The 12,187-nt window shown below is 69.8% G+C and carries 11 protein-coding genes; 7 read left to right on the top strand and 4 right to left on the bottom strand.

From position 1 onward, the window contains the following. The first annotated feature begins 143 nt into the window (after positions 1-143). From MFF30_RS15490 to MFF30_RS15500, 3 genes are all read left to right on the top strand, one after another. Complete coding sequence (locus MFF30_RS15490) at positions 144-1,637, top strand: sigma-54-dependent transcriptional regulator (protein ID WP_238280283.1); 1,494 nt, start codon at positions 144-146, stop codon at positions 1,635-1,637. Between the two features lie 104 nt (positions 1,638-1,741). Continuing rightward, positions 1,742-3,724, top strand: a complete 1,983-nt coding sequence (locus tag MFF30_RS15495) for a L,D-transpeptidase family protein (protein ID WP_238280284.1) — start codon at positions 1,742-1,744, stop codon at positions 3,722-3,724. Between the two features lie 278 nt (positions 3,725-4,002). Next, complete coding sequence (locus MFF30_RS15500) at positions 4,003-5,508, top strand: peptidoglycan L,D-endopeptidase MepK (protein WP_238280285.1); 1,506 nt, start codon at positions 4,003-4,005, stop codon at positions 5,506-5,508. Between the two features lie 688 nt (positions 5,509-6,196). On the opposite strand, the gene MFF30_RS15505 is transcribed toward MFF30_RS15500, so the two are convergent. From MFF30_RS15505 to MFF30_RS15515, 3 genes are all read right to left on the bottom strand, one after another. After that, positions 6,197-6,463, bottom strand: a complete 267-nt coding sequence (locus MFF30_RS15505; RefSeq protein ID WP_056180857.1) for a DUF2312 domain-containing protein — start codon at positions 6,461-6,463, stop codon at positions 6,197-6,199. A gap of 84 nt (positions 6,464-6,547) precedes the next feature. Further along, entirely contained in the window at positions 6,548-6,856 is a 309-nt protein-coding gene (locus MFF30_RS15510) for a DUF1244 domain-containing protein (RefSeq protein WP_238280286.1), read from the bottom strand. 51 nt (positions 6,857-6,907) lie between these two features. Beyond that, the gene (locus MFF30_RS15515; protein WP_238280287.1) at positions 6,908-7,654 is read right to left on the bottom strand and encodes an N-formylglutamate amidohydrolase; all 747 of its coding nucleotides are present in this window, start codon (positions 7,652-7,654) and stop codon (positions 6,908-6,910) included. A gap of 77 nt (positions 7,655-7,731) precedes the next feature. Here MFF30_RS15515 and MFF30_RS15520 point away from each other — a divergent pair, with 77 nt between their 5' ends. The 4 genes from MFF30_RS15520 (at position 7,732) to pyk (ending at position 11,260) form a co-directional block, all read left to right on the top strand. Continuing rightward, positions 7,732-7,884, top strand: a complete 153-nt coding sequence (locus tag MFF30_RS15520; RefSeq protein WP_238280288.1) for a hypothetical protein — start codon at positions 7,732-7,734, stop codon at positions 7,882-7,884. Continuing rightward, positions 7,881-9,197, top strand: coding sequence for a glycerate kinase type-2 family protein (locus MFF30_RS15525; RefSeq protein WP_238280289.1), 1,317 nt, complete (start codon positions 7,881-7,883; stop codon positions 9,195-9,197). The genes MFF30_RS15520 and MFF30_RS15525 overlap by 4 nt, the downstream gene beginning before the upstream one ends. A gap of 37 nt (positions 9,198-9,234) precedes the next feature. Beyond that, positions 9,235-9,660 (top strand): DUF1036 domain-containing protein, encoded by a 426-nt coding sequence (locus tag MFF30_RS15530; protein WP_373320914.1) that lies wholly within the window; start codon positions 9,235-9,237, stop codon positions 9,658-9,660. Between the two features lie 163 nt (positions 9,661-9,823). Beyond that, positions 9,824-11,260 (top strand): pyruvate kinase, encoded by a 1,437-nt coding sequence (gene pyk / locus MFF30_RS15535; protein ID WP_238280290.1) that lies wholly within the window; start codon positions 9,824-9,826, stop codon positions 11,258-11,260. Positions 11,261-11,301: 41 nt separating this feature from the next. On the opposite strand, the gene MFF30_RS15540 is transcribed toward pyk, so the two are convergent. After that, positions 11,302-12,187 (bottom strand): alpha/beta fold hydrolase (locus tag MFF30_RS15540; RefSeq protein ID WP_238280291.1); only part of this gene is annotated, 886 nt, incomplete at its 5' end.

A 12,187-nucleotide genomic window follows, 5' to 3' on the forward strand; every position in this document is an offset into this window, starting at 1 on the left:
GCCGCGAAAAGTCCCATCGTCGTTAAGCGCGGCTTTACGCATCTGGCTCACCCTGCGGTTCGAAACGAAACAAGCCGATGGTCGAGGGCCCGGAAGACGCTGCGTCTCTGGTCCTCCCCGCTCGGCGAGCATCGAGGCGCCCCATGTCGACAACGATCCTCATCGTCGACGATGATCCCGTGCAGCGCCGCCTCGCCGAGGCGATGGTGCGCCGTCTCGGCTTCGAGGCGAAGGTAGCCGAGAACGGCGAGCAGGGCCTGAATCTCCTGCGCTCCGGCGAGGCCTTCGACGTGGTGCTCCTCGACCTCGTCATGCCCGGCGGCCTCGACGGCCTCGGCGTCATGGCGGAGATGCGCCGGACCGGCCTCGACGTGCCGGTGATCGTGCAGACGTCCAACGGCTCCATCGATGCCGTCGTCAACGCCATGCGGGCGGGCGCGGTGGATTTCGTGGTCAAGCCGGCCGGGGCCGAGCGCCTCCAGGTCTCGATCAAGAACGCGCTCCGCGTCGACCAGTTGGAGGAGGAGGTCCGCCGCATGCGCCGGCGCGCCTCGGGCTCCTTGAGCTTCAAGGACCTGACCTCCCGCAGCTCCGACATGGAGCGGGTGATCCGGCTGGCCGAGCGCTCGGCAAAGTCGAACATCCCGGTGCTGATCGAGGGTGAATCCGGCGTCGGCAAGGAGGTGCTGGCTCGGGCGATCCAGGGCTCGGGGGACCGTCGCGGCCGGGCCTTCGTGACGGTCAATTGCGGTGCGATCCCCGACAACCTCGTCGAATCCACGCTGTTCGGCCACGAGAAGGGCGCGTTCACGGGCGCCACCGAGCGGCATGTCGGCAAGTTCGTGGAGGCTTCGGGAGGGACGCTGTTCCTCGACGAGATCGGCGAGCTCCCCCTCGATGCCCAGGTGAAGCTCCTGCGCGCCCTGCAGGAGGGGGAGGTCGACCCGGTGGGCGGCAAGCGCAGCGTGCGCGTCGACATCCGCCTGATCTCGGCAACGAATCGCTCGCTTCTCGATCTCGTCAAGCAGGGGCGCTTCCGCGAGGACCTGTACTACCGCCTCAACGTCTTCCCGATGACGCTGCCGCCCCTGCGGGCGCGGCGCGAGGACATTCCCGACCTCGTGCGCTCGTTCTGCGCGCGTTTCTCGGCAGAAGAGGGCAAGAAGGTCCGGGCCGTCAGCCCGGAGGCGATGGCGCTTCTGACGCGCTACGGCTGGCCCGGCAACGTGCGCCAACTGGAGAACGCGTTGTTCCGCGCCGTGGTTTTGGCCGACGGCGACGAACTCACGGTCGCGGAGTTTCCGCAGATCGCCGCGCAGGTCGAGGGCTTCGACGTGCGCATCCCGGCCGCCCCCACGCAGCCGATGGTCCAGTCCGGCGCCCCGGAGCCGGTGCGGGAGATCGTGCGGGTGGAGGTGCGCGACCCGCACGCGATGAGCCTCGTCGCCGAGGAAACCGGCGAGATGAAGACGATGGACGGGCTCGAGGCCGAGATCATCCGGTTCGCGCTGCAATTCTACCGGGGGCGCATGTCGGAAGTCTCGCGCCGCCTCGGAATCGGCCGATCCACCCTCTATCGCAAGCTCAAGGACCTCGGCCTCGACGACGACGCGAAGTCCGACGAGGCCGCGGCCTGACCGTTTCCACCCGGGTGCGGCCTGCGTGTGATTGCACACGCTCGCCCGTGGCCCGATTATCTAATGCCATCGGCCGGCCCGGTCGGTTCCGAAGGAGTTCCCCCATGGGCGTTTCGCGCTCCGCTGCCGTCGCGCTGTCCGCCCTGCTCGCGGGTGCCTCGGCGCAGGCCCAGACGCCCGACGCGGCTCCGGTTCCGCAGGTGCTCCGCAATGCGGCGGCCGATCCCGGCGCGATCCCGGCCGAGACGAAGGCGCCGGCCGCGTCTCCGGAAAGCCAGGGACCTGCCGCCATGCCGGCGACACCCGCTGCGCCCGAACCGGCTGCCCCTCCCCCGGCGGCCGAGGCGCCCGCGCCGCCGCCGTTGCCGAGCGACCCCCAATCGGCGGCCGTCGCCCAACGTCTCGCGGACCCGTCGCCCATCCTGGCACGCCTGACGACGAAGGAGCGCGAGGCGATCCAGGCCTTTTACGCGCTCGGCGCGTTCAAGCCGGTCTGGATCGTGGATGGCGCCTTCACGCCGGCGGCGAAATCGGCCGCCGCGCGCCTGGCTGCTGCGGGCGAGGACGGGCTGAGCGCTTCGGCCTATCCCGTTCCGGTGCTCGGGACCCAGGGCGCGACGGAGGCGCAGATCGCCGAAGCGGAGCTGAAGCTGTCGGCGGCCATCGTCCTCTATGCCCGTGACGCGCGGGGCGGCCGACTGAATCTCGCGAGCATCGCCAAACTCATCACCCCGACCCTCGACATCCCGGCTCCCGATGCCGTCCTCGGCCGCATCGCTTCCGCGGGGCCCTCGGCCGGTGCTCTCCTGCAGGGCTACAATCCGAGCCAGGCGGGCTACCTCGCGCTCAAGTCCCGCCTCGCCGCGTTGCGAGTCCACAACCACGCCCCGGGTGCTCCGAGCGTGCAATTGCCCCCGGGCCCGGTGCTGAAGCTCGGCATGACGGATTCGCGCGTGCCGATGCTTCGCGCACGCTTCGGCCTGGAGACCCGCACCGCCGGAACCCTGGATGCCGGTCCGGGCAACCCGGAGACCTACGATGCCGGCGTTGCGGCGGCCGTGACGAGCTTCCAGCGTGGACGCGGACTGCCCGCCACCGGCACGCTGACGGCCCAGACCGTCGCGGCCCTGGGCCGGCCCGACACGGCGACGCGCACGGACGAGGGTGAGGCCGCCCTCCTGGTGAACATGGAGCGCTGGCGTTGGCTGCCCTCCGACCTCGGTCGGGACTATGTCCTCGTCAACGTGCCGGAGTTCCGAATCCGCGTGGTCCGCGACGGGCGGCAGCGCGACGAGGCGCGGGTCATCGTCGGTAAGGTCGAATCGCCGACACCGATCTTCTCCGGGATGATGGAGTACGCCGTCGTCAATCCGTCCTGGAACGTGCCGCCCTCGATCCTGAAGAACGAGTTCCTGCCTGGGCTCGCCCGTGATCCAAACTACGCGGCCCGGCGCGGCTACGAGGTCGTCTACCGTAACGGCAACGTCTCGGTGCGCCAGCCCCCGGGCGAGCGCAATGCGCTGGGCTTCATCAAGTTCATGTTCCCGAACAACCACGCAGTCTACCTGCACGACACGCCGAACCGCACCCTCTTCGGCGCCTCGCAGCGGGCGCTCAGCCACGGCTGCGTGCGCGTGGAGGACCCCTTCCGCTTCGCCGACGCGGTGCTGCCGGAAGCCTGGTCCAGCGAGCGGCTGAAGAAGCTGATCGGAAAGGGCGAGCGCCAGATCCGCTTGTCCGAGAAGCTGCCGGTGCACCTCGCCTACTTCACGACTTCGGTGGACGAGACCGGCATCGTGCGCACCGCGCCCGATCTCTACGGCTACGATGCGCGGATGAAGATCGCCCTCGGCCTCAGCCCGGGCAGCCTCCTCGTCGCCAAGGCCCCCGCTGCGAAGGCGACCGCGAAGGTCAAGCCGGCCACGTCGCCGAAACCCGTTGCGGAGACGCGCCCGCGGCCCGTGCGGGAGGCGCATTCGGACGCGGGGCCGGCCCCCCGGAATGCGGCGCCGCGACCGCCGGCCGATTTTGGTGAGCCCGACCTCTGGACGCCGCGCCCGGCCCGCACGTCGAGCGGGTGGTGGTAGGGCAAGCGCCCTTCGCCACGGTCTCGCCATGGTCCGCACGTGTGCCAGATCTTCGCGTCGCGCACCGGTTGTCCGAAGAGCGGCGGTCGCGACGTGGAGGCACTCCACGTGCGCCCGCGCACCCGGGGCACGTTTTTGCCACGGTTGAGACCTAACCGTTAAGCCTTCGATCGGCGAAGCGCCGAGGAGCCGGTAAACCGATCGTTTACGGTTTTCGGCAACCTTGCGTTCACCACGATTCGCGCTCCGCGCGCGGTCTGGCAGGGGGTGAGACCACGGTGCTGAAGCGTCTGCGAGCAAGGGTCTCGGACTCCCTGCATTCCAAGCCTCTCCGGCGCTTCGCCGTCGTCGTCTCGGGCATCGGCCTCGCGCTCCTGGGCGGGACGCGCGGCACGCAGGATGCCGTGGCCAACGGCGACACCCGAACCCTCTCGATCTTTCACAGCCACACCAAGGAAAGCCTCACCGTCACGTTCAAGCGGGACGGGCGCTACGATCGCGCGGCCCTGGAGCAGCTGAACTGGCTTCTGCGCGACTGGCGCGTCGACGAGCCGACCAAGATGGACCCGCGCCTGTTCGATACGGTCTGGGAGGCCTATCGCTCCGTGGGTTCGCAGGAGCCGATCACCGTCGTCTCGGCCTACCGCTCGCCCGGCACCAACGCGATGCTGCGCCGGCGCTCGCGCATGGTGGCCGAGTACAGCCAGCACATGCTCGGCAAGGCGATGGACTTTTACCTGCCCGACGTTTCGATCGACCAGATCCGGGCCGTGGGCATGCGGATGCAACGCGGCGGCGTAGGCTGGTACCCGCGCTCGGGGTCCCCCTTCGTGCACCTTGACGTCGGCTCGGTACGCTCCTGGCCCCGCATGACGCACGACCAGCTCGCCCGGCTGTTCCCGGATGGGAAGACCGTGCACCTGCCGAGCGATAACCGCCCCCTGCCCGGTTATGAGCAGGCCCGCGCCGAGATCCTGTCGCGCGGTGGCACGGTGCTGGGTGTGACGGAAGTCGCGCAGATGGACGAGGATGAAGGCCCGAGCATCAAGGGCTTCTTCGCCAGCTTGTTCGGCGGCGGCTCCGCCCGTGAGGCGGCCCCGCCCCTGGCCGTCGCGGCGAAGGCCCCGGCGCGGGGCCGGAGCAAGCCGGCCCCGATCGTGGTCGCCAGCGCCGATACCGAGGATCAGGCCGGCACGCGGACGGCCCTCGCCTACGCCGCTCCCGCCGCCGACGAGACGCTCAAGACGGCCCTCCTGCAGCGCGAGACCCGCGACGCCCAGAGCCTGCTCACCGCCGAGGCTCCAGCGGCCATGGCGCCGGCTGCCGCCGTCGCCCTTCCGCTCCCGCCGCGTCGTCCCGCCGAGTTCGCGGCGGTGGCCGCAGCCCTGACGATGCCTCTGCCCCCGCAGCGCCCGGCGGTTCAGGTCGCCGGCCTCGGCAGCGCCGGAATGGCCAACCTGTCGAGTACTTCTTCGCCGGTCACCCCCGCCGCGAGCCTCCCCACCCCGAGTCGTTCCTCGGCCCCCCTCGTGCCGGCCAACGCCGATTCGCGGACCCAGCTGCGCGCGCTGTTCGCCGCGGCAGCAGCGGACGCGGCGCCTGCGAGCCGCGCCGCCCCGGTCAAGCTTGCGAATGCTAAGGCCAAGCTCGACGGCGGCCCCGCCGCGATCGCGGTTCCGACCAGCGGCGTCGTCTCGCGCTTCTCGCCCCGTAGTCCCGGGGACGAGCTCACGGCCGCGCGCTTCACCGGCTCCGCCACGCGCGGTGTCGCCTCCGCGCGCTGAGCCAACCCCAAATCCGGATCGTCGCGCGCACCGTTCGGTGGCGATAAAGCCCGCGCTCACATGGGAGCCGGGCGGGCGGTATCGCGGAACTTCGGCCAGTTGCCGCCTCGCGTCCATGCACGATGCGAAAGCGCTGGTGTCGCCCCTCGTCGATGTCGCCGATTCACTGCCGATGGGTCGGCGTCATACGACCAGCTATCGCTTCGTGCCCGAGCCCCCATTCCCGGGAGCCGCCGCGATTATGATGCCATCGACCAGAACGGGTGCCACAACCCGAAATATTGAGTTTACGAACGCCTTTTCTTGAAAAAGAGGGGTGGTTTCAAGATTTTCATTGATGTGGGATAGGGGCGGCATCCCCCGTATGGAGTAAGACACGACCAGTCCTGTCCATCAGAACATCGACCCGCTGGCGTTCGGGATCCCGGGGATTCCCGAGCGCGTCGTCGGCTCGGTCGGTGCCGCGAAGGGAGGCGGTTCGCGATGTTTGCCTTAAGCTTGACGTGCCTCGTCTCAGGCCTCGGCCTCGCTGCTGTTTCGCGAAACTATCCGCATCACAGCGTGGCCCTCGAACGGGCTTGTGGCACCCTGCTGATCGCGGGGCTCGGCTTGCTCGGCTTCGGCCTCCGGTTGTTCCGATAGGCAGCTGCAGGCTGGTGTCGCCGGGGGCTTTCGCCCGGAGGCCGGGTCAGACCATTCCAAGGGCCTGCATGTAGAGTTCGAGGATCGCCTCTTCCTCCTGGCGCTCGGCGTGGTCCTTCTTGCGAAGAGAGATGATCTTGCGCAGGGCCTTGGTGTCGAAGCCGGTGCCCTTGGCCTCGGCGTAGACGTCCTTGATATCGGAGGCGAGGCCCGCCTTCTCCTCCTCGAGACGCTCGATGCGCTCGATGAAGCTTTTCAGCTGGTCGGCCGCGACGGAGGAGGCGTCGACGGCGGGTGCGGCGGATGCGGCCATGGTCGTCTCAAATCCCTGAATGCGCGGCGCAGCGTTCGCAGGGCGCCGGAACCGCCTCGTTAAGCCGTCAAGCTTACCGGGACCTTAGTGCGGCTCTGCCGCGGCCTTGGCGAAGGCCGCCTGTTGCTCGGGCGTCGCATCCGACTGGTGGAGGCGCTTCCAATCGGAATACGGCATGCCGTAGACCGCCTCGCGACTGTCGTCCTTGCTCATGGGGAGCTGCCGCTCGTCCGCCGCGTCCTTGAGCCAGTTCGACAGGCAGTTGCGGCAGAAGCCGGCCATGTTCATCAGGTCGATGTTCTGGACGTCGGTGCGGTTCTGCAGGTGCGCGACGAGGCGGCGGAACACGGCGGCTTCCAGCTCCGTGCGGGTGGCGGCATCGATCTCGGTCATGGGGCTGTCTCCTCGAATTTCCCTCACAGGTCGGCGCGCCGGAGCGCTCCGTCAAGCGCGCAGGGGCAGGATCGGTGCGAGGAGGCGGGCGAAGCGCTCGGCCCATTCCGTCTGGCCGGCATCCGCGACGATGAGATCCTGACGGATCTCCACAAGGGCGTTCGGCAGGCCGCGCGCGCTGGCGTGCCGGTCGATGGTGTCGCCCGGCAACCCGCCGCCATAGGGCTCGTTGTCGCCCACGGTAAGCCCGGCCGGGTCGGCGCGCAGGCCGGCGATCAGCGGCGCGCTCATACGGTCGTCACGATCCCACAGGATGCCGACCTCCCAGGGACGCGGCACGCCGCGCCAATAGGGCGTGAAACTGTGCATGGTGACGATGGCAGGGCTTACGCCGGTGGTCTCGGCCTGCGCGATCCCGGCTTCGATCGCCGCGTCGAAGGGCTCGTAGAAGCGCCGGATGCGCTCGGCCTTGCCGGTTTCGTCGATGCGGGCGTTGCCCGGGACCACCGCCCCGTCGGAGAGGCGCATCACCAGTGTCGGATCGGCCCGGCCCCGGTTCGGATCGATGATCAGCCGCGAGAACCGGGTCAGGATCGCGGGCACGCCCAGCAGGGCCGCGAGGCGGCGCGTCACGCCGGCCGCGCCGATGTCGTAGGCGATGTGGCGGGCGAACTCGTGCTCGGGAACGCCGAGCTGAGCCAGATCCTCCGGCACATGGTTCGAGGCGTGGTCGCAGATCAGGAGCAGGCCGCGGCCGGGATCGCCGGATATCGTCTCGACGGAATGCGGTGGGTGCATGGGGTCTCGTGGCGTCCGGTTCGGCGAGGGCGGCATGCAAGGCCTCGGCCGCGTCGACGGGGATCAACCGGCAACGCATGCTTGCCGAGGCGGCGAGCGTCGGGCACAGCACGTATCGCGGATCGCGCCGCGACGGCAACAATCCGGCGTCCAGCCGGGGGCACAACAATCCGGAGGAGAACCACCGGGCCGCCTTTGCGATCGACAACCGGAATACGGAAACGCCATGACCGAATTCGCCTCGACCGAAGCCGCCTCGACCGAAACCGCTCGCGCCCTGCTCCTGCATTGCCTCGACGAGGCCATCGCGGCCGCGCACCCAGCACGCTGTCTGGTGCCCCACCTACCCGCGCCGGGTCAGGGACGTCTCATCATCCTGGGCGCCGGCAAGGCCGGGGGCAGCATGGCGGCGGTGGCGAGCCGCTTCTACCGCGAGGAGCACGGCGTTGATCCGAACCGGATCGTCGGCCTCGCGGTCGCCCGCCACGGTTACGGCGAGGAGGCGCCGATGATCCGCATGGTCGAGGCCGGGCATCCGGTACCGGACCAGGCCGGCATCGACGCCACCATCGACGCTCTGAAGATCGCCGCCGATGCCGGGCCGGAGGACGACGTCCTGGTGCTGCTCTCCGGCGGCGGCTCGGCCAACTGGATCGCTCCGGCGGGCGACCTCACCCTCATCGAGAAGCAATCGATCACCAAGGCGCTGCTGCGCTCGGGCGCGCCGATCAACGAGATCAACTGCGTGCGCAAGCATCTGTCGCGCATCAAGGGCGGGCGCCTCGCCCTGATGGCACGCAACGCCCGCTCGATCCTGACGCTGGCGATTTCCGACGTGCCGCACGACGACCCGGCGGTGATCGCCTCGGGGCCCACCGTGCCCGATCCCACAACGCTGGCCGATGCCCGCGCGATCTGCGAGCGGCGCGGTATCCCCCTGCCCGAGACCGCCAAGGCTCTCCTGAACGACCCCGCCAACGAGACCCCGAAGGCGGGCGACGCGGCCTTCGCGCGCTCCGAGTATCGCATCATCGCCCGGCCCATCGACGCCCTGGAGGCGGCGGCCGTCGCCGCCCGCGCCGCCGGCTACGAGCCGGTGATGCTGGGCCCCGATGTCGAGGGCGAAGCCCGCGAGGTCGCCGCGGAGCACGCGCGCATGGCGCACGAGATGGCGGCGGCCGGCCGAAAGGTCGCGATTATCTCCGGCGGCGAGCTTACCGTGACGATCAAGGGCGAGGGCCATGGCGGTCCGAACCAGGAATACGCCCTGGCGCTCGCCATCGCGCTGGACGGCGCAGCCGGCATCCTCGGCATCGCCGCCGACACCGACGGCACCGATGGCGGGCGCGGCGAGGCGACCGATCCGGCTGGCGGCCTCGTCGACCCCACCACGCTTGCCCGCGCCCGCACGGCGGGTCTCGATCCGGCCGCGATGCTCGCCGACAACGATTCGACGAAGTTCTTCGCCACCATCGGCGACCTCGTTCAGCCAGGTCCGACCCGCACGAATGTCAACGATTGCCGCATCATCCTCGTCGGTTAGCGGCGCAGCGCTCGCGCGCGCCGGTCTCGCACCGGGCTTGCGAGCGCTCCTCGGCATCGGCCTGGGCTGCCTCGTCCTGACGGCGGGGCCGGCGCGGGCGGACCTGCGCATGTGCAACCAGACCGGCAGCAAGGTCGGCATCGCGCTCGGTTACCGTGACCCCCAGGGCTGGGTGACGGAAGGCTGGTGGGACGTGGCGCCGAAGGCCTGCGAGACGCTTCTGCGCGGCTCCCTCGTGGCGCGTTTCTACTACGTGTTCGCGGTGGACTACACGCGCGGCGGCGAGTGGAGCGGCCGCTCGCTGATGTGCACCAAGGACCGGGAATTCACGATTCGCGGGGTGGAGGACTGCCTCGCCCGCGGATTCGACCGCAACGGCTTCTTCGAGGTCGATACCGGCGAACAGAAAACCTGGACGATCCAGCTCACCGATCCGAACCAGCCGGTGGCACCGACACCCTGAGCGTCGCCGGGAGAGCCATGCGCTGCCCGCATCGACACAAGTATTGCCGCGTTGCAACATGCCCGCGGTGCGCTTGACGCACCCGTTTCCGCGGTGCTTGTGGCCCTCGCTCAACGTCGATCGCCTGAAATCGACGGGGCGATTCTTGGGGATGGAGACCACAGTGAAACGTTCACGCCGCACGAAGATCATCGCGACGCTCGGTCCGGCCTCGGACACCCCGGAGATGATCGAGACGCTGTTCCGCGCCGGCGCCGACGTCTTCCGGCTCAACATGAGCCACCTCCCCCGCGAGAAGCTGCCCGAGAAGATCGAGGTCATCCGGACGATCGAGCGGGAGCTGAAGCACCCCATCGCCATCCTCGTCGATCTCCAGGGACCGAAGCTGCGCGTCGCCGCCTTCGCCGATGGCGCGGCGATTCTCGAGAACGGCGCGACCTTCGTCCTCGATAGCGATCCGACCCCCGGCGACGTCGGCCGCGTCTTCCTCCCCCATCCGGAGATCCTCTCTGCGTTGGAGCCGGGCCATTGCGTGATCATCGATGACGGCAAGCTGCGGCTGACCGTGACCGAGGTCTCCGAAGGCCGCGCGGTGACGCGGGTCGAGGTCGGCGGCCGCATCTCCAACCGCAAGGGCGTCTCCTTGCCCGACACGGTGATTCCCGTGGCGGCCATGACCGAGAAGGACCGCGGCGACCTCGACGCCGCCCTCGCGGCAGGCGCCGACTGGATCGCGGTGTCCTTTGTGCAGCGGCCCGAGGACGTCGCCGAGGTGAAGAAGGTCGCCGCCGGCCGCGCCCTGGTGATGGCCAAGATCGAGAAGCCGCAGGCGCTGACCCGCCTGGAAGAGATCATCGAGGTCTCCGACGGCCTCATGGTGGCGCGCGGCGATCTCGGCGTCGAAATGCCCCTGGAGCAGGTGCCGGGCGTGCAGAAGCGCATCACCCGCGCCTCACGCCGCATGGGCAAGCCCGTGGTGGTCGCCACCCAGATGCTCGAGTCGATGATCACCGCGCCGGTACCCACCCGCGCGGAGGTCTCGGACGTGGCCACGGCGGTCTACGAGGGCGCGGATGCGGTCATGCTCTCGGCCGAGAGCGCTTCGGGCTCCTTTCCCGTCGAGGCCATCACCATGATGAGCCGGATCGCCGAGCAGGTGGAGCGGGACGCGCTTTACTGGACGATCCTCAGTGCCCAGCGCTCCGAGCCGGACGCCACCGCCTCGGACGCGATTGCGGCGGCGGCGCACCAGATGGTCGACGCCCTCGGGCTGACCGCCGTGATGGCCTGGACGCATTCGGGCTCCACCGCCCTACGGCTCGCCCGCTCGCGGCCCAACGCCACCATCATCGCGTTGACGCCCAAGCGCGAGACCGCCCGGCGCCTCGCCCTGTGCTGGGGCACCCATCCGATCGTGACGAAGGATGCTAGCGACGTCGACGACATGGCGTTCCGGGCCGCGAAGTTCGCCGTGCGCGAACGCTTCGCGGAGATCGGTGGGCGCATCATCGTTGTTGCGGGCGTTCCTTTCGGGACGCCGGGTGCCACCAACCTCGTCCGCATCGCCTTCGTAACGCGCGAGCACGCCGCGAAGGCGTGAATCCGTGAGGCCCTGAGCCCTACCCTCTTGGGGAACGGCGCTCAGGGCGCTACCGCGGCCTCGGGGAGTTGCTCCACCGCCTCGACGATACTGCGCGTCGCGACCACGTGGACCATGTGTCCGATGCCCGGGAGGACGACGAGCCTGGATCCGGGGATCAGCCCGGCCAGGGGTCTGGCGTGCCGTGCCGCCGGGACGATCGCGTCCCGGTCGCCGGTGATGATCGTGGTCGGCACGACGATCTCGCCGTAGCGGCGGCTCTGTACGTTCAGAGCCTCGGGCAGGCTCAGGAGATCCTGCACGTTTCCCAGCATGGTCGACGGGCGCAGCACCAGTGCGGCACGACTCGCCTCAAGATAGGAAGGCGGGGCGTCCTGCGGTCGGAACACCGACTGCCCGGCGCGATCGAGATAGTAAAGGCCCACCGGCGTCGCCACCGTGCGGCTCAGCAACCAGGCTACCGGGGGTTTCAACGCCAGCCGGTAATACCAAGGAATTGGCCCAGGGTCGGGGAGCGGCATCGCCACCGGCGATACGAGGACGAGGCTCGCCACACGGTCGGGGTGGTTCAGGGCCAGGGCCAGCGCTAGGGCGCCTGACCAGGAATGCCCGAGGATGATCGCCGGGCCGATCCCCAGCCCGACCAGCGCCTCGGCGACCGCATCCGCCTGGGCGGCGGGCGTCGCCATGGCGGCTCCGCCGGGCCGGTCGCTCCAGCCGAAACCGGGGCGATCGAGGGCGATGACCCGGAACCCCGCGTCGGCGAGGCTGCGGCCGAGATCCGCCATCGGTTCGGCGGCGTTGGCCGAGGCGCCGTGCAGGAGCACCACCGTGCCGCGCTGCGAGGGGTTCGGGCCCGCCTGGATCGTGGCCATGCGTCCGCCCGTCACCGCCACGAAGGGACCGGCGGGAGGATAGCGCGCCTCG

This window comes from Methylobacterium goesingense (assembly GCF_022179225.1).
Taxonomy (GTDB): domain Bacteria; phylum Pseudomonadota; class Alphaproteobacteria; order Rhizobiales; family Beijerinckiaceae; genus Methylobacterium; species Methylobacterium goesingense.